The 14,776-nt window shown below is 66.0% G+C and carries 19 protein-coding genes; 11 read left to right on the plus strand and 8 right to left on the minus strand.

Going from position 1 to position 14,776, the window contains the following annotated elements:
- Positions 1-7: 7 nt before the first annotated feature.
- The 8 genes from hisB to coaA are packed head-to-tail and all read left to right on the plus strand — an operon-like array spanning position 8 to position 4,742.
- Positions 8-595: an imidazoleglycerol-phosphate dehydratase HisB gene (gene hisB, locus DVH29_RS11035; protein ID WP_114646235.1), complete on the plus strand. Its 588-nt coding sequence runs from the start codon at positions 8-10 to the stop codon at positions 593-595.
- A 9-nt stretch (positions 596-604) separates the two neighbouring features.
- On the plus strand, positions 605-973 hold the full coding sequence (locus tag DVH29_RS11040) for a hypothetical protein (RefSeq protein ID WP_114646236.1): 369 nt from the start codon (positions 605-607) through the stop codon (positions 971-973).
- Positions 970-1,620, plus strand: coding sequence for an imidazole glycerol phosphate synthase subunit HisH (gene hisH, locus DVH29_RS11045; RefSeq protein WP_114646237.1), 651 nt, complete (start codon positions 970-972; stop codon positions 1,618-1,620). Before DVH29_RS11040 ends, hisH begins: the two co-directional genes overlap by 4 nt.
- Positions 1,617-2,348, plus strand: a complete 732-nt coding sequence (gene hisA, locus DVH29_RS11050; protein ID WP_114646238.1) for a 1-(5-phosphoribosyl)-5-[(5-phosphoribosylamino)methylideneamino]imidazole-4-carboxamide isomerase — start codon at positions 1,617-1,619, stop codon at positions 2,346-2,348. The genes hisH and hisA overlap by 4 nt, the downstream gene beginning before the upstream one ends.
- Positions 2,345-2,680: a hypothetical protein gene (locus DVH29_RS11055; protein ID WP_114646239.1), complete on the plus strand. Its 336-nt coding sequence runs from the start codon at positions 2,345-2,347 to the stop codon at positions 2,678-2,680. Before hisA ends, DVH29_RS11055 begins: the two co-directional genes overlap by 4 nt.
- Positions 2,677-3,441 (plus strand): imidazole glycerol phosphate synthase subunit HisF, encoded by a 765-nt coding sequence (gene hisF, locus DVH29_RS11060; protein ID WP_114646240.1) that lies wholly within the window; start codon positions 2,677-2,679, stop codon positions 3,439-3,441. The genes DVH29_RS11055 and hisF overlap by 4 nt, the downstream gene beginning before the upstream one ends.
- A 26-nt stretch (positions 3,442-3,467) precedes the next feature.
- A complete protein-coding gene (locus tag DVH29_RS11065; protein WP_114646241.1) occupies positions 3,468-3,791 on the plus strand; it encodes a phosphoribosyl-ATP diphosphatase in 324 nt (107 codons plus the stop codon).
- A gap of 3 nt (positions 3,792-3,794) precedes the next feature.
- The gene (gene coaA / locus DVH29_RS11070) at positions 3,795-4,742 is read left to right on the plus strand and encodes a type I pantothenate kinase (RefSeq protein ID WP_114646242.1); all 948 of its coding nucleotides are present in this window, start codon (positions 3,795-3,797) and stop codon (positions 4,740-4,742) included.
- Between the two features lie 2 nt (positions 4,743-4,744).
- Here the strand turns inward: coaA and DVH29_RS11075 are convergent, their stop codons facing one another.
- Positions 4,745-5,746, minus strand: coding sequence for an adenosine kinase (locus DVH29_RS11075; RefSeq protein WP_114646243.1), 1,002 nt, complete (start codon positions 5,744-5,746; stop codon positions 4,745-4,747).
- A 33-nt stretch (positions 5,747-5,779) separates the two neighbouring features.
- Positions 5,780-6,454: an endonuclease III gene (gene nth / locus DVH29_RS11080; RefSeq protein ID WP_114646244.1), complete on the minus strand. Its 675-nt coding sequence runs from the start codon at positions 6,452-6,454 to the stop codon at positions 5,780-5,782.
- 80 nt (positions 6,455-6,534) lie between these two features.
- On the opposite strand from nth, the gene DVH29_RS11085 reads away from it, so the two are divergent.
- Entirely contained in the window at positions 6,535-7,002 is a 468-nt protein-coding gene (locus tag DVH29_RS11085; protein ID WP_114646245.1) for a DUF2244 domain-containing protein, read from the plus strand.
- A gap of 53 nt (positions 7,003-7,055) precedes the next feature.
- Positions 7,056-7,943 (plus strand): methylated-DNA--[protein]-cysteine S-methyltransferase, encoded by an 888-nt coding sequence (locus DVH29_RS11090; protein ID WP_114646271.1) that lies wholly within the window; start codon positions 7,056-7,058, stop codon positions 7,941-7,943.
- A 27-nt stretch (positions 7,944-7,970) separates the two neighbouring features.
- Here DVH29_RS11090 and DVH29_RS11095 read toward each other — a convergent pair whose 3' ends face one another.
- The 6 genes from DVH29_RS11095 to dnaK form a co-directional block, all read right to left on the minus strand.
- Entirely contained in the window at positions 7,971-8,585 is a 615-nt protein-coding gene (locus DVH29_RS11095) for a 2,3-bisphosphoglycerate-dependent phosphoglycerate mutase (RefSeq protein WP_114646246.1), read from the minus strand.
- On the minus strand, positions 8,586-9,410 hold the full coding sequence (gene dapB / locus DVH29_RS11100; RefSeq protein ID WP_114646247.1) for a 4-hydroxy-tetrahydrodipicolinate reductase: 825 nt from the start codon (positions 9,408-9,410) through the stop codon (positions 8,586-8,588).
- A 10-nt stretch (positions 9,411-9,420) separates the two neighbouring features.
- The gene (gene pyrF, locus DVH29_RS11105; RefSeq protein WP_114646248.1) at positions 9,421-10,107 is read right to left on the minus strand and encodes an orotidine-5'-phosphate decarboxylase; all 687 of its coding nucleotides are present in this window, start codon (positions 10,105-10,107) and stop codon (positions 9,421-9,423) included.
- Positions 10,108-10,186: 79 nt separating this feature from the next.
- Complete coding sequence (locus DVH29_RS11110) at positions 10,187-10,738, minus strand: NADPH-dependent FMN reductase (RefSeq protein WP_114646249.1); 552 nt, start codon at positions 10,736-10,738, stop codon at positions 10,187-10,189.
- A gap of 66 nt (positions 10,739-10,804) precedes the next feature.
- The gene (gene dnaJ / locus DVH29_RS11115; protein WP_114646250.1) at positions 10,805-11,932 is read right to left on the minus strand and encodes a molecular chaperone DnaJ; all 1,128 of its coding nucleotides are present in this window, start codon (positions 11,930-11,932) and stop codon (positions 10,805-10,807) included.
- Positions 11,933-12,204: 272 nt separating this feature from the next.
- Positions 12,205-14,115, minus strand: a complete 1,911-nt coding sequence (gene dnaK, locus DVH29_RS11120; RefSeq protein ID WP_114646251.1) for a molecular chaperone DnaK — start codon at positions 14,113-14,115, stop codon at positions 12,205-12,207.
- 286 nt (positions 14,116-14,401) lie between these two features.
- On the opposite strand from dnaK, the gene DVH29_RS11125 reads away from it, so the two are divergent.
- Positions 14,402-14,743, plus strand: coding sequence for a hypothetical protein (locus tag DVH29_RS11125; protein ID WP_114646252.1), 342 nt, complete (start codon positions 14,402-14,404; stop codon positions 14,741-14,743).
- Positions 14,744-14,776: the final 33 nt, after the last annotated feature.

The following is a 14,776-nucleotide window of genomic DNA, read 5'->3' on the forward strand; positions in this document are numbered from 1 at the left end:
GTCAGCCATGCGCAAGGCCAAGCTCGATCGCAAGACCAATGAGACCGAGATCAGCGTCGCTATCGATCTCGATGGCGACGGGTCGCGGACCATCGAAACGGGTGTGGGCTTTTTCGACCACATGCTCGACCAGCTGTCGCGCCATTCCCTGATCGACATGACGATCCGCGCCAAGGGCGACCTCCATATCGACCACCACCACACCGTCGAGGATGTGGGCATCGCCATCGGCCAGGCGATTCGCATGGCGCTGGGGGAGAAAAAGGGCATTGTGCGCTATGGCGCTTCCGACCTCGTGATGGACGGCACCCGCTCGACGGTGGCGCTCGACGTCTCCGGCCGGGCCTTCCTCGTCTGGCGGGTCGCCTTCACCGCACCCAAGATCGGCAGCTTCGACACCGAGCTGGTGCGCGAATTCTTCCAGGCGCTGGCCATAAATGCCGGTATCACCCTGCATGCCGAAACCTATTATGGCGACAACAACCACCACATCGCCGAGAGCCTGTTCAAGGCTCTGGCGCGCGCCTTGCGGCAGGCGGTGGAGATCGATCCGCGGGCCGGCGACGCGGTGCCCTCGACCAAGGGCGTGCTGTAGACAGAAGTCATGACCCTTTACGCAATCTATGCCAAGCCCGAAGCCGGACCCGAGGCCATCGCGGTGCTCTCGGAAAGGTTCCGCTGGACGGCGTTCCTGTTCACTCCCTTGTGGGCGATGTTTCACGGGGCCATCGGCTTCGTGCTCGTCTGGGCGCTGCTGGTGGCGGCGCTGGCGGCCAGCGTGCCGCTGATCGGCCCGGCCGCCGCCCTGGGGCTCTATGGGGTGTTCGCGCTCTGGACCGGCTTTGCCGCCGCCCGCATCGCCGGACGGGCGCTGCTGCGCCGCAACTGGCTGGCGCTGGGGGAACTGGTGGCCGCCGATGGCGCGACGGCCGAGCGCCTGTGGCTCGAACAGAGATTTGGAGCCCGGCCGTGAGCGAGACCGTCGCCATCATCGATTACGGGGCGGGCAATCTCAGATCGGCCGAAAAGGCCTTTTCCCGCGCCGGGATGGAGACCGGGGCAATAATCAGGGTGACCGCCGATGCCGAGCTTGTGCGGCGGGCCGACCGCATCGTCCTGCCCGGGGTCGGCGCCTTTGCCGATTGCATGGCCGGGCTGCGCGCGGTCGACGCCATGATCGCGGTGCTGGAGGAAAAGGTGGCGCGGGGCACAACGCCCTTCCTCGGCATCTGCGTCGGCATGCAGCTTCTGGCCCGGACGGGGCGGGAAAAGTCCGAGACCCCCGGCCTGGGCTGGATCGACGGCGTGGTCGAGGCCATCATGCCCCATGACCCGGCCCTCAAGGTGCCGCATATGGGCTGGAATACCCTGGCGGTGGCCCGTCCCCACAAGCTCCTCGAGGGCATCGAAACCGGGGAAAACGGCCTGCATGCCTATTTCGTCCATTCCTATCACATGCGGGTCACCGCCGAGGAGCAGGTGATCGCCACCACGCAGTATGGCGGGCCGATCACCGCCATGGTGGGGCGCGACAATATCGCCGGCACCCAGTTCCATCCCGAAAAGAGCCAGGCCTTGGGCCAGGCGCTGATCTCCAACTTTCTCAAGTGGCGTCCATGATTCTCTTTCCCGCCATCGACCTCAAGGACGGTCAATGCGTCAGGCTCAAGCTCGGCGACATGGACCAGGCGACGGTCTTCAACGACGATCCGGCCGCACAGGCCAAAAGTTTCGAGCAGCAGGGCTTCGACTATCTGCATGTGGTGGACCTCAATGGTGCCTTTGCCGGCGAGAGCGTCAATGGCGCGGCGGTCGAGGCCATTCTGGCGGCGGTCGATTTCCCCGTCCAGCTCGGCGGCGGCATCCGCACCCTGGCCCATATCGAGGCCTGGCTCGACAAGGGGCTGGCGCGGGTGATCCTCGGCACGGTCGCGGTGCGCGATCCCGAACTGGTCAAGGCGGCCTGCAAGGCCTTTCCCGGCCAGGTCGCGGTGGGGATCGACGCCCGGGGCGGCAAGGTTGCGGTCGAGGGCTGGGCGGAAACCTCCGAGCTCTCGGCCAGCGAGCTGGCCCGGCGCTTCGAGGGCGCCGGGGTCGCCGCCATCATCTATACCGATATCGACCGCGACGGGGTCCTCAAGGGCATCAACTGGGATGCGACCCTGGCGCTGGCCGCGACGACCAGCATCCCCGTCATCGCCTCGGGGGGGCTGGCCGGCATGGACGACATCCGCCGCATGACCGAGCCGGACGCGAAAATCCTCGAAGGGGCGATTTCGGGCCGCGCCCTCTATGACGGGCGCATTGATTCACGTGAAGCACTGGCCCTGCTCAAGGCCGCCGGATGACCGCCGGCCCGGCGCGCAAACGGTTCCCCTGGCTGGGCTACGGGCTGGTGCTGGCGGTGATCGTGCTGGTGGCGCTGGGGCCTGTGATCTCGGTTTACCTCGCCTATCTGGTCGCCGAGCCCAATGGCTGCCGGCTGGACGAGGCGGGGGTCTACCCTTGCGTCATCAACGGCGTCGACTATGGCGGCCTCCTGGCCGGCATGGCGATCATGGGCTGGCTGATGCTGGCTTCCATCCCCTTCGGGGCCGTGGCCCTCGCCGTTTGGGTGATTGTCCTTCTCGTCCATCTGCTCTATTGGCGCAGGGCCAACCCCAAGAGAAATCCCTCATGACCCTCAAAGCACGCATCATCCCCTGCCTCGACGTGAAGGACGGACGCATCGTCAAGGGCGTCAACTTCGTCGATCTGGTCGATGCCGGCGACCCGGTGGAGGCGGCCATCGCCTATGACGCGGCGGGGGCCGACGAATTGTGTTTTCTCGACATCGCCGCCTCCCATGAGGGACGCGACACCATTTTCGACGTGGTGGCCCGCACCGCCGAGCATTGCTTCATGCCGGTGACCGTGGGCGGCGGCATCAAGAGCAATGAGGATATCCGCAAGCTCCTGCTGTCGGGGGCCGACAAGGTGTCTATCAATTCCGCGGCGGTGGCCGATCCCGATTTCGTGGCCCGCGCCGCCGACAAGTTCGGCAATCAATGCATCGTCGTCTCGGTCGACGCCAAGCGCGTGGAGGACGGGCGCTGGGAGATCTTCACCCATGGCGGGCGCAAGCCCACCGGCATCGACGCCGTCGCCTTCGCCGTTGGCGCAGTGGAGCGCGGGGCTGGCGAATTGCTGGTCACCTCCATGGACCGCGACGGCACGCGGTCGGGCTTCGACATCGAGCTGACCCGCGCCGTCGCCGATGCGGTGGCCGTGCCGGTGATCGCTTCGGGTGGGGTGGGGACGCTCGACCATCTGGTCGAGGGGATAAAGGAGGGCCATGCGGCGGCCGTCCTCGCGGCGTCGATCTTCCATTTCGGTACCTTCACCATCGGCGAGGCCAAGGCCCATATGGCCGCGGCGGGCATTCCGATGCGGCTCGACTGAGACCAGGGCGTCAAGGAGGCACAGCCATGACCACACTGACCATAGAAGCGCTCGAGGCGCGGCTGGCCGAGCGCGCCACTGCCGCGCCCGACCAGTCCTATACCGCAAAGCTGCTCAGCCGCGGCACGGCCAAATGCGCCCAGAAGCTGGGCGAGGAGGCGGTGGAGACGGTGATCGCCGCCATGAGCGGGGACAAGGACGAACTGGTCAAGGAAAGCGCCGACCTCATCTACCACCTGCTCGTCCTGCTGCGGGCCGAGGGCGTGGCGCTGGACCGGGTGCTGGCCGAGCTCGACCGCCGCACCGGCCAGTCGGGCCTGGCCGAAAAGGCCGCGCGGCCGAAAGACTGATCCATGTCAGCAAAGATCGCCTTCGCCCCCTATCTCACCTTTTCGATGGCGGAATGGGCGCGGCTGCGCGCCGATGAGCCGATGACCCTCGATGCCGAGGATATCGAGCATCTGCGCACTCTCAACGACCCCATCTCGCTGGCCGAGGCCGAGATCGTCTACCTGCCCCTGACGCGCCTGCTCTCCTTCTATGTCGAGGCGATCCAGGGCATTCATCACGCGTCGAGCCGTTTTCTGGGGCATAATGGCGCCAAGGTACCCTTCGTCATTGGCGTGGCGGGTTCGGTCGCCGTGGGCAAATCCACCACGGCGCGCATCCTGCGCGCCCTGCTGCGCCGCTGGCCGACCTCACCCAAGGTCGATCTCATCACCACCGACGGCTTCCTCCATCCCAATGCGGTGCTGGAGGCCCGCGACCTGATGCAGCGCAAGGGTTTTCCCGAAAGCTATGACCGCGCCGCCTTCGTCGATTTTCTCGCTGCGGTGAAATCGGGTGCCCCCCGGGTCGAGGCGCCCACCTATTCCCACCTCACCTATGACGTCCTGCCGGACGAAAAGATCGTCGTCGAGAGCCCGGACATCCTCGTGGTCGAGGGGCTCAACATCCTGCAGCCGGGCGAATTGCCCCGCACCGGCAGCCCCATCGTCTTCGCGTCCGATTTCATCGATTTCTCGGTCTATATCGACGCCGACGAAGACGTGCTCGAGGCCTGGTATGTGGAGCGCTTCATGAAGCTGCGCGAGACCGCCTTCCGCGATCCCAAGAGCTTTTTCCGGCGCTTTTCCGAATTGTCGGAACTGACGGCCATCGCCACCGCCAAGTCGATCTGGCAGTCGATCAACCTGCCCAATCTGCGTGAGAACATCCTGCCGACCCGCAGCCGGGCCGACCTGATCCTCAAAAAGGGCGCCGACCACGCCATCCACGAGGTTTCCCTGCGCAAGGTCTGAGTTCAGACGGCGATGCCCTCGGCCTCGGCCATGGCGCGCAGATCGGCCACCGGACGGGCGCCGTAATGGGTGATCACCTCCGAGGCGGCGAGACAGCCGAGCCGCAGCGCTTCCTCCATGGACTGGCCGCGCGCCGTGGCGAGCAGGAACCCCGAGGCGAACAGATCCCCCGCCCCGGTCACGTCCACCACCTTGTCGACCGGAAAGGCCGGGACCGAGACGATTTCCCCGTTGCGGATCGCCATTGCCCCGCGCGCGCCCATGGTGATGGCGGCGATCTCGGCGTCCTCGGCCAGTTGGCGCACGGCGACGGTCAGATCGTCCGTCTCGTAGAGCGCCTTGGCCTCCTCGATATTGGCGAACACATAGTCCATGGTCTTGGAGCGGATGAGGTCGAGGAATTCGGCGCGGAAGCGGTTGACGCAGAACGGGTCCGAGAGGGTGATCGCGGCGGCGCGCTCGCTCTTATGGGCGTAATGGGCCGCCTTGACGAAGGCCTTCTTGGCCTGGGGGGGATCCCAGAGATAGCCTTCCATATAGGTGATGGAAGCCGCGCCGATGGTCTCCTCGACGATATCGGCCTCGGTGAGGTGCTGGCAGGCGCCCAGATAGGTGTTCATGGTACGCTCGCCATCGGGCGTGACGAGGATCATCGAACGGGCCGTGGCGACATCGTCGCGCAGATAGTCGGTGTCGTAGGAAATGCCCTTGGTTTCGAAATCGGCGCGGAAGACGAGGCCGAGCTCGTCCTCGGCCACCTTGCCGACAAAGGCGGCGCGCCCGCCGAGAGCCGCGACGCCGGCCGCCGTATTGGCCGAGCTGCCGCCCGGGATGATCGATTTATGCTCGGGCATTTTCGCATAGAGATCGGCCGAGCGCTCCGCATCGATGAGGTGCATGATCGATTTGCGCATGCCCTCGTCGATGAGGAAATTCTCCTCGATCGGAGCGATCACATCGACAATGGCATTGCCGATGGTCAGAACGTCGAACCGGGTGGTCATGGGGTGTCCGTCACTCTCTTGCCTGGGTTCCGCTTAGGGCATCGCGCGCTGCCGCGCAACCGGGCCGGGGGTCTTGTCGGGATAGCGGCACCATTGGGCGATGATGCAGCGATAGCATTCGGGCCTGCGGGCCTTGCAGATATAGCGCCCATGCAGGATCAGCCAGTGATGGGCGTGCAGCAGATATTTGGCCGGCACGCGCTTAAGAAGCGCTTTTTCCACCGCCAGCGGCGACTTGCCCGGCGCGATGCCCGTGCGGTTGCCGACCCGGAACAGATGCGTGTCGACGGCGATGGTCGGCTGGCCGAAGCCGATATTGAGCACCACATTGGCGGTCTTGCGCCCCACCCCCGGCAGGGCCTCGAGGGCTTCGCGCGTGTCGGGCACATGGCTTCCGTGATTGTCGATCAGCGCCTGGCTGAGCAGGAAGACGTTCTTGGCCTTGTTGCGATAGAGCCCGATGGTGCGGATATGCTCGCGGATGGCGTCTTCCCCCAGCGCCACCATCTTTTCGGGCGTGTCGGCGATGGCGAACAGCTTTTTGGTCGCCTTGTTGACACCCACATCGGTGGCCTGGGCGCTGAGCACCACGGCGACCAGCAGCGTGAACAGATTGACGAAATCGAGCTCGCCGGTCGGTTCGGGATCGTATTGGGCAAAGGTCTCGAAGATCCGTTCGATCTCGGCCTTGGTGGGCGGTCTGGGCATGAGGGGGTGCGACGATGAAGTGATTTGATTGGCGTGGACCTGTCTCTTAGAATGGGCCGAACGCCAAAAGGCAAGCCGAGATGACCCAAAACCCGCTCTTTGCCGCCTTGCTGACCCCGCACCGCTCGCTTTCGCCGCAGGGCATTCGCGGCGTGATCGTCTTTGCCTGCGTCATGGCCGCCATCCCGGGCTTCGCCTTCTTCGCCATGGGGGCCTGGCCCATCGTCGGCCTGCTGGGGCTCGATATCGCGCTGCTCTATTGGGCGCTCACCGCGTCGCTGGACGACAAGCACGCCTTCGAGGAAATCACCCTCTGGCCCGATGCCCTCGATATCCGCCACGTGACCAAGCGGGGCCGCGAGACCACCCTGTCGTTCAATCCCTTCTTCGTGCGCTTCGCCGTGGTGCGCGACGGCGAGGACCGGGTCACCGCGCTCAAGATCACCACGCGGGAGGGAGCCTATGAGATCGGACGCTTCCTCACCCCCGACGACAAGGAAAACTTCGCCCGCGCCTTCCGCCCGGCCCTCGACCGCGCCCGGCGCTGAGCCGTCAAAATCGGGTCGCTTGCCGGCGACCGTGACGCTAGTCTGTGCCCATGATGAACGCCAACGCTTCCCTCACCGCCCCCAGCGTCCCCGCCGACCCGAACGGCGCGGACATCGATTACCGCACCATCGCCCGGGCGATCGAATACCTTTCGACCCCCGGATCGGGCGACATCGCCGGTTTGGCGCATGCGCTCTCGATGAGCGAGCGGCAACTGGTCGAGCTGTTCCGCCGCTGGTGCGGCCTGTCGCCCAAGAGCTTCGCCCAGGCCGTGGCGCTGGACCATGCGCGCAAATTGCTGCGCGATAATCTGAGCGTGCTCGATACGACCTATGAGGTCGGCTTGTCGGGACCGTCGCGCCTGCACGATCTCTTCGTCGCCTATGATGCGGTGCCCCCCGGCATCTATCGCGCCCAAGGCGCCGGTCTCGATGTCACCTGGGGCTATGCCCCCTCGCCCTTCGGCGTGGTGTGCCTGATGACCACCCAATATGGGGTGGCAGGAATCGCCTTTGCCGAGGAGTGGGACGATGCCAATGCCTTCGAGGATCTGGCGCGGCGCTGGCCCAATGCCGCCTTCCGCCGCGACGACGCGGCGATCGCCCCGGTGGCGCGGCGCATCTTCGATCCGGCGCAATGGGACCCCGAGCAGCCAGTGCGGCTGGTGATGATCGGCTCCCAGTTCGAGATCAAGGTCTGGGAAACCCTGCTCAAGGTTCCGCCCGGGCGGGCCGCGACCTATGGCGAGGTGGCCCGGGCCGTGGGCCGGCCCAATGCGGCGCGGGCCATCGGCCGCGCCGTGGGGCGCAACCCCATCTCCTTCGTCGTCCCCTGCCATCGCATCGTGGGCTCGACCGGCGCCCTCACCGGCTATCACTGGGGCATCGCCCGCAAGCGCGCCATTCTGGGCTGGGAGGCGGGGCTGGTCGCGCAGCAATAGGCGCCGCGCCCGGTCCTCGTTTCGACCCTAGAGTTCTTGCGTCGAAACCCGTTCGCCATCGGCGCCGATGCCATAGACGATGGGCGCGCCGGTGGCGATTTCGCGCTTGAGGATCGCGTCCTCGTCCAGCCCTTCGAGTTGCATGACCAGGGCGCGCAGGGAATTGCCATGGGCGGTGACCAGAACCGTCTTGCCGGCCTTGAGCAGCGGCTCGATCTCGGCCTGGTAATAGGGCAGGACGCGGGCCGCGGTGTCCTTGAGGCTTTCCCCGCCCGGCGGGGGCACGTCATAGGAGCGGCGCCAGACATGGACCTGCTCCTCGCCCCATTTTTCCCGCGCATCGTCCTTGTTGAGCCCGGACAGGTCGCCGTAATCGCGCTCGTTGAGCTTGTGGTTGCGGGTGATGACCAGATCGGTGATCCCCATTTCCTCGAGCATCAGGTCGAGAGTGTGCTGGGCGCGGACGAGCGCCGAGGTGAAATAGGCATCGGGCACGATCCCCCGCGCCTTGAGGGCCTGACCGGCCTTGCGGGCCTCGTCGATGCCCTGTTCGGTGAGGCCGGGATTGCGCCAGCCGGTGAAGAGGTTCTCAAGATTCCATTGGCTCTGGCCGTGGCGAACGAGGATCAGCGTACCGGTCATTCAATTGCGTCCTTCTGGTGAAAGGCCGAGCACATCGGCCATGGAATACAGCCCCGCCGGGCGCGTGCGGGCCCAGAGCGCGGCCTTGAGCGCGCCATCGGCGAACAGGCCCCTGTCGCGCGCCGAATGGGAGAGGGTGACGGTTTCCGCCATGGAGGAAAACAGCACCGAATGCTCGCCAACGATGCCACCCCCGCGCAGGCTGGCAAAGCCGATCGTTCCCGGCGTCCGGGCCCCGGTGTGGCCGTCGCGCACCGTGACCGCGGTGTCGGCCAGCGCGACGCCGCGCCCCTCCGCCGCCGCCTCCCCGAGCAGCAGCGCCGTGCCCGAGGGGGCATCGACCTTGTGCCGGTGGTGCATTTCGAGGATCTCGATGTCGAAATCGATGTCGAGCGTCGTCGCCGCCAGTTGGACCAGCGCGGCGAGGAGATTGACCCCGAGGCTGAAATTTCCCGATTTGACGATGCGGGCGCCCCGCCCCGCCGCCTCGGCAATCCGCGCATCGTCCTCCGGGGTGCAGCCGGTGGTGCCGATGATGTGGACGAGGCCCCTCTTCGCGGCGCGTTGCGCCAGATCGACGCTGGCCGCGGGAGCTGTAAAATCGAGGATGGCATCCACCTGCCCGAGCAGGGCGTCGAGATCGTCGCCGATGACAACGCCGAGCGGTTCGAGGCCGGCGAGGCTGCCGGCATCCTTGCCGATGCTGTCGGCCCCGGGTCGGTCGATGGCGGCGGCCAACGCCGTTTCGGGATGCGCCGCGACGGCGCGGATGCTGGCTAGACCCATGCGCCCGCCGGCGCCGACTATGCCGATCCTGAAATCCATGCGCTGTCCCCTATGCCGTGGCCATTTCGACGAGGATCGCCTCGGCGGCCTTTCTGGGATCGGGCGCGGCGACGATGGGGCGGGCCACTACCAGATGGCTGGCCCCGGCGCCCAGCGCCTCGGCGGGGGTCATCACCCGCTTCTGGTCGCCGGCCGGGCTGCCCGAGGGGCGGATGCCGGGGGTGACGATGGCCATGTCGGGGCCGACGATGCCGCGCACGGTCTCGGCCTCGAAGGCCGAGGCGACGATGCCGCCCATGCCGGCGTCGCGAGCCTGTTGCGCGCGGCGGGCCACCAGGGCCTCGATGGGCATGCCGTAGCCGGCTTCCGCCAGATCGGCCTCGTCCATCGAGGTGAGGACGGTGACGCCGAGCAGACACAGCCCCGAGCCCTCGGCGGCCTTGACCGCCGCTGCCATCGCCTTTGGATAGGCGTGGAGCGTCAGCATGGCCGCGCCGGTCTCGGCGAAGGCGGCGACGCCCTTTTCCACCGTGTTGTCGATGTCGAGCAGCTTGAGGTCGAAGAACACCTTCTTGCCGGCCCGGATCAGCTCCCGCCCGATGGTCAGCCCGTCGCCGCCGTAAAAGAGCTGATAGCCGATCTTGAAATACTGGACGCTGTCGCCGAGGCGGGAGATGATCTCCTCTGCCTCATAGCGCGAGCCGACATCCAGTCCGACGATCAGGTCTCCGGCCATGGCAATCTCCCCTGCGCGATGCTTGCCGGCTCGATGCCACGACTTGGCGCCGAGCGCAAGGGTGGCGCGCCGGCGCCCTTCAAATCCCGCCGCGGGAAAAATGGGTGAGTTCGGAGACCATCTGGTCGATCTTTTGCACGGCGCCGGCCTCGGCGATCTGGCCATCGGGGGAAAAGGCCGAGGAATGGGGCCCGACGCCGAGCAGGGTGGGGACCACCAGGGCGCCGATCTTGGAGAGCGAATCGCGCAGATGGCTCTGGGCCCAGATGGTGCCGTAGCGGCCCGAGGAGACCCCGCCAATGCCGAACACCGTGTGACGGAAAGGCGAGGGCTTCTGCCGCGACAGCCAGGCGATGGTGTTGACCATGAGCGGGGGCAGGCCGCCATTGTATTCGGGCGTGGCGATAAAGACGATGTCGTGGGTCCGGAACAGTTCGGCCAGCCGCCCCGCCGCCTCGGGAACCGCATGGGGCTCGAGATCCTCGTTGAAGATCGGCATGTCGAAATCGGCCAGCGAGATCGAATTGACCGCAACGCCGGCCGTGGCCAGCTTGCCGTCGACCGCGTCCTGCAGCTTCTTGTTGAACGAACCGGTGCGGATCGAACCGGAAAGGGTGAGCGCGCTGGGCATGGGGCCGTCTCCTTGGTGGACGGCGCGAGGATAGGCAGGCCGCCTCGGGGACGGCAAGCCCCATTGCTAGCCGAACATATGCTTGAGCTTGTCGAAGAAGCCTTCCGAGCCCGGTGAGGTCTCGCGGCTGGACAGCTCCTGGAATTCCTCCAGCAGCTCGCGCTGGCGCTTGCTGAGCTTTTGCGGCGTCTCCACCTCGAGCTGGACGTAGAGATCGCCGACCTGCTGGCTGCGCAAAACCGGCATGCCCTTGCCCTTGAGCCGCACCCGGGCACCGGGCTGGGTGCCCTCGCCGACCTTCACCTTGGCGCGGATGCCGTCGAGCGTGGGCACTTCGAATTCCCCGCCCAGGGCAGCGGTGATCATCGAGATCGGCACCTTGGCGTAGAGATCGGCGCCGTCGCGCTGGAACAGCTGATGGGGCTTTAACGAAACGAAGATATAGAGGTCCCCGGCCGGCCCGCCGCGCACCCCGGCCTCGCCCTCGCCGCCCAGCCGGATGCGGGTGCCGTCCTCGATGCCCTTGGGCACGTCGACCGAGAGGGTGCGCGAGGTCTGCTTGCGGCCCTGGCCGTGGCAATCGGTACAGGGCTGGTCCATGGTCTCCCCGCGCCCATGGCACTGGGGACAGGTCTGCTGGATGGTGAAGAAGCCCTGCGCCGCGCGCACCTTGCCGTGGCCACCGCACATGCGGCAGGTTGAAAACCCGGTGCCCGGCTTGGCGCCGGAGCCGTCGCAGGTTCCGCACTGGGTGAGGGTCGGCACGTCGATGTCGACCGTGGTGCCGGTAAAGGCGTCGTCGAGGTCGATCTCGAGATTGTAGCGCAGATCCGAGCCGCGCTGGCGGCCGTCGCGCTGGCGCTGGCCGCGCGCCCCGCCCATGAATTCGCCGAAGATGTCCTCGAAGATGTCGGACATGGAGGAGGAGAAATCCGAGCCGAAGCCTTGCCCGGCGCCCCCGCCGCCATTGGCGAAGGCGGCATGGCCGAACCGGTCATAGGCGGCGCGCTTCTGCGGGTCCTTGAGCGTATCGTAGGCTTCCGAGACTTCCTTGAACTTGTGCTCGGCCTCGGCATTCCCCGGATTGCGGTCCGGGTGGTATTGCATGGCGAGCTTGCGATAGGCGGATTTGAGCGCGGTGGCGTCGCAGCCCTTGTCGACCCCGAGCACCGAATAGAAATCGGCTTTGGACATGTTCTAGAACTTCCCCGTGTCGCGGCGGGGGCAAATCATGGACGGATGCAAGATCATCTCTTGTGCCAAACCAACCGTTCGTTGTCGTTGAGCGCGTCAGGCCCCGGCACGATGCCGGCCCTGCCATGCGTCTTAGGTAATGATGCCCGGCGCCTGTTACCATAGCCGGAGGCAGGAAGACCAGCGGGCGGTGCTGATTCACGTGAAACCGGGCCCCTGCCGGAAAAGACAGTGCCGCCCGGAGGCGGCACTGAAAGGGTGTTGCAGCCGGATCAGGCCGACTTCTGGTCGTCGTCGTCCTTGACCTCTTCGAAATCGGCGTCGACCACGTCGTCATCGGCCTCGTCCGTGCCCGAAGCGGCGGCTTCGGCCTCTTCCTGGCTGGCCTTGTACATGGCTTCGCCGAGCTTCATGGACGCCTGCGCCAGGGCGGCGGACTTTTCCTTGATCGCTTCAGGGTCCTCGCCTTCGATGGCGGTCTTGGTTTCGGCGATGGCGGTCTCGATTTCGGCCTTTATCTCGGCAGAGACCTTGTCCCCATGCTCCTTGAGCGAGGATTCGGTGGAATGCACGAGGCTTTCGGCCTGGTTGCGGGCTTCGACCGTTTCGCGGCGCTTCTTGTCCACTTCCGCATTGGCTTCGGCGTCCTTGACCATCTTTTCGATGTCGGCGTCCGACAGGCCGCCCGAGGCCTGGATGCGGATCTGCTGCTCCTTGCCGGTGCCCTTGTCCTTGGCCGAGACGTTGACGATGCCGTTGGCGTCGATGTCGAAGGTCACCTCGATCTGGGGCACGCCGCGCGGGGCCGAGGGGATGCCGACAAGGTCGAACTGGCCGAGCATCTTGTTGTCGGCGGCCATTTCGCGTTCGCCCTGGAACACCCGGATGGTCACGGCGGACTGGTTGTCCTCGGCGGTGGAGAACACCTGGCCCTTCTTGGTCGGGATGGTGGTGTTGCGGTCGATCAGCCGGGTGAAGACACCGCCCAGGGTTTCGATGCCGAGCGACAGCGGGGTCACGTCGAGCAGCAGCACGTCCTTGACGTCGCCCTGCAGGACGCCGGCCTGGATGGCGGCGCCCATGGCCACCACCTCGTCGGGGTTGACGCCCTTATGGGGCTCCTTGCCGAAGAAGTTCTTCACTTCTTCCTGTACCTTGGGCATGCGGGTCATGCCGCCGACCAGAACCACTTCGTCGATCTCGCCCGCCGTGATGCCGGCATCCTTGAGCGCGGCGCGGCAGGGCTCGATGGTGCGCTTGACCAGATCCTCGACGATGGATTCGAACTTGGCGCGGGTGAGCTTCAATTGCAGGTGCTTGGGGCCCGACGCATCGGCGGTGATGAAGGGCAGGTTGATTTCGGTCTGCGAGGCGCTCGACAGCTCGATCTTGGCCTTTTCGGCGGCTTCCTTCAGCCGCTGCAGCGCCAGCTTGTCGCCGCGCAGGTCGATGCCCTGCTCCTTCTTGAACTCGTCGGCGAGATAGTCGACCAGACGCATGTCGAAGTCTTCACCGCCCAGGAAGGTGTCGCCATTGGTGGACTTCACCTCGAAGACGCCGTCGCCGATCTCGAGGATCGAGATGTCGAAGGTGCCGCCGCCCAGGTCATAGACCGCGATGGTGCCCGATTCCTTCTTGTCGAGCCCATAGGCCAGCGCGGCCGCGGTCGGCTCGTTGATGATGCGCAGCACTTCGAGCCCGGCGATCTTGCCGGCGTCCTTGGTGGCCTGACGCTGGGAGTCGTTGAAATAGGCGGGAACGGTGATCACGGCCTGGGTGACGTTTTCGCCCAGATAGCTCTCGGCGGTTTCCTTCATCTTGGTGAGGATCATGGCCGAGACTTCGGACGGGGACGACTTCTTGCCATCCACCTCGACCCAAGCGTCGCCATTGTCGGCCTTGGAAATCTTGTAGGGCACCAGATCCTTGTCCTTGGTGACCATGGGGTCGTCGAAGCGGCGGCCGATCAGGCGCTTGACGGCGAACAGCGTGCCCTCCGGATTGGTGACCGCCTGGCGCTTGGCCGGCTGGCCGACCAGACGTTCCCCGTCATTGGAGAAGGCGACCATGGAGGGGGTGGTGCGCGCGCCTTCCGCGTTCTCGATCACTTTCGGGGTCTTGCCGTCCATGACGGCGACGCACGAATTGGTGGTGCCCAGATCGATACCGATTACTTTAGCCATTTTTAATGCCTCACTTTCACGAGCGAACCCCGGATTTGGCCTTCCGTCCCCGACGCGCCCGTTTCGAGCGGCGTCGCGTCGGAGGATGGGCGGCCGGGTCCCTCTGCTCTGGGATGCTGATCCTGTCCTTGCCCGTTACCGGGCTTGGCTGGCTATATAAGGAGGTGCCCGCTGCCCTTCAAGCATACTGGCGCCAAGAAGGGCCTTTTTGCCCCAGGCTCGCGATTGCGCCCGGTTTATGCGAGGGTAGAGCGGCCAAACCGCCACGCATCCCGGAAGGAAACCCATGCGATCGATCCCCCTCGCGCTGCTGGCCGCCCTGGTCGTGCTGCTGCCCGGGGCGGGCGCGGCGCAGCCGGTCTCGGACGAGGCCGATCGCCTGTTGTGGTGCGCTTCGGCCTTCCGTCTCATGGGAGCGGTGGCCGAAACCCCGTCCGAGAGCGACAGGGCCGTTGCGGCCAGCGAGATGCTCACGCTCAAGGCGGCTGAACACCTCCATACCGAGGGGGTTTCCCAGGCGCAGGCCGCGCACCTTCCGGCCCAGTATGACGAACGTGTGGTCGCCGAACTGGAGACCGGCGCGCTCTCCTATGCGGGAGAAGACTGTAGCGCTGCCCTGGATCCCTGATGAAAAAAGCCCGCCGGGTGGGCGGGCTTTTGA

The organism is Pelagibacterium lacus, assembly GCF_003345525.1.
Taxonomy (GTDB): Bacteria; Pseudomonadota; Alphaproteobacteria; order Rhizobiales; family Devosiaceae; genus Pelagibacterium; species Pelagibacterium lacus.

Bases quoted from the DNA above. Each gene is read 5' to 3' on its own strand.
- DVH29_RS11085 (WP_114646245.1), top strand. From the start codon at position 6,535: ATGACCCAAAACCCGCTCTTTGCCGCCTTGCTGACCCCGCACCGCTCG.
- hisA (WP_114646238.1), top strand. From the start codon at position 1,617: ATGATTCTCTTTCCCGCCATCGACCTCAAGGACGGTCAATGCGTCAGG.
- dnaJ (WP_114646250.1), bottom strand. From the start codon at position 11,932: ATGTCCAAAGCCGATTTCTATTCGGTGCTCGGGGTCGACAAGGGCTGC.
- dapB (WP_114646247.1), bottom strand. From the start codon at position 9,410: ATGGATTTCAGGATCGGCATAGTCGGCGCCGGCGGGCGCATGGGTCTA.
- DVH29_RS11065 (WP_114646241.1), top strand. From the start codon at position 3,468: ATGACCACACTGACCATAGAAGCGCTCGAGGCGCGGCTGGCCGAGCGC.
- coaA (WP_114646242.1), top strand. From the start codon at position 3,795: ATGTCAGCAAAGATCGCCTTCGCCCCCTATCTCACCTTTTCGATGGCG.
- DVH29_RS11090 (WP_114646271.1), top strand. From the start codon at position 7,056: ATGAACGCCAACGCTTCCCTCACCGCCCCCAGCGTCCCCGCCGACCCG.
- nth (WP_114646244.1), bottom strand. From the start codon at position 6,454: ATGCCCAGACCGCCCACCAAGGCCGAGATCGAACGGATCTTCGAGACC.
- DVH29_RS11125 (WP_114646252.1), top strand. From the start codon at position 14,402: ATGCGATCGATCCCCCTCGCGCTGCTGGCCGCCCTGGTCGTGCTGCTG.
- pyrF (WP_114646248.1), bottom strand. From the start codon at position 10,107: ATGGCCGGAGACCTGATCGTCGGACTGGATGTCGGCTCGCGCTATGAG.
- hisF (WP_114646240.1), top strand. From the start codon at position 2,677: ATGACCCTCAAAGCACGCATCATCCCCTGCCTCGACGTGAAGGACGGA.
- DVH29_RS11055 (WP_114646239.1), top strand. From the start codon at position 2,345: ATGACCGCCGGCCCGGCGCGCAAACGGTTCCCCTGGCTGGGCTACGGG.
- dnaK (WP_114646251.1), bottom strand. From the start codon at position 14,115: ATGGCTAAAGTAATCGGTATCGATCTGGGCACCACCAATTCGTGCGTC.
- hisB (WP_114646235.1), top strand. From the start codon at position 8: ATGCGCAAGGCCAAGCTCGATCGCAAGACCAATGAGACCGAGATCAGC.
- DVH29_RS11110 (WP_114646249.1), bottom strand. From the start codon at position 10,738: ATGCCCAGCGCGCTCACCCTTTCCGGTTCGATCCGCACCGGTTCGTTC.
- DVH29_RS11075 (WP_114646243.1), bottom strand. From the start codon at position 5,746: ATGACCACCCGGTTCGACGTTCTGACCATCGGCAATGCCATTGTCGAT.
- DVH29_RS11095 (WP_114646246.1), bottom strand. From the start codon at position 8,585: ATGACCGGTACGCTGATCCTCGTTCGCCACGGCCAGAGCCAATGGAAT.
- DVH29_RS11040 (WP_114646236.1), top strand. From the start codon at position 605: ATGACCCTTTACGCAATCTATGCCAAGCCCGAAGCCGGACCCGAGGCC.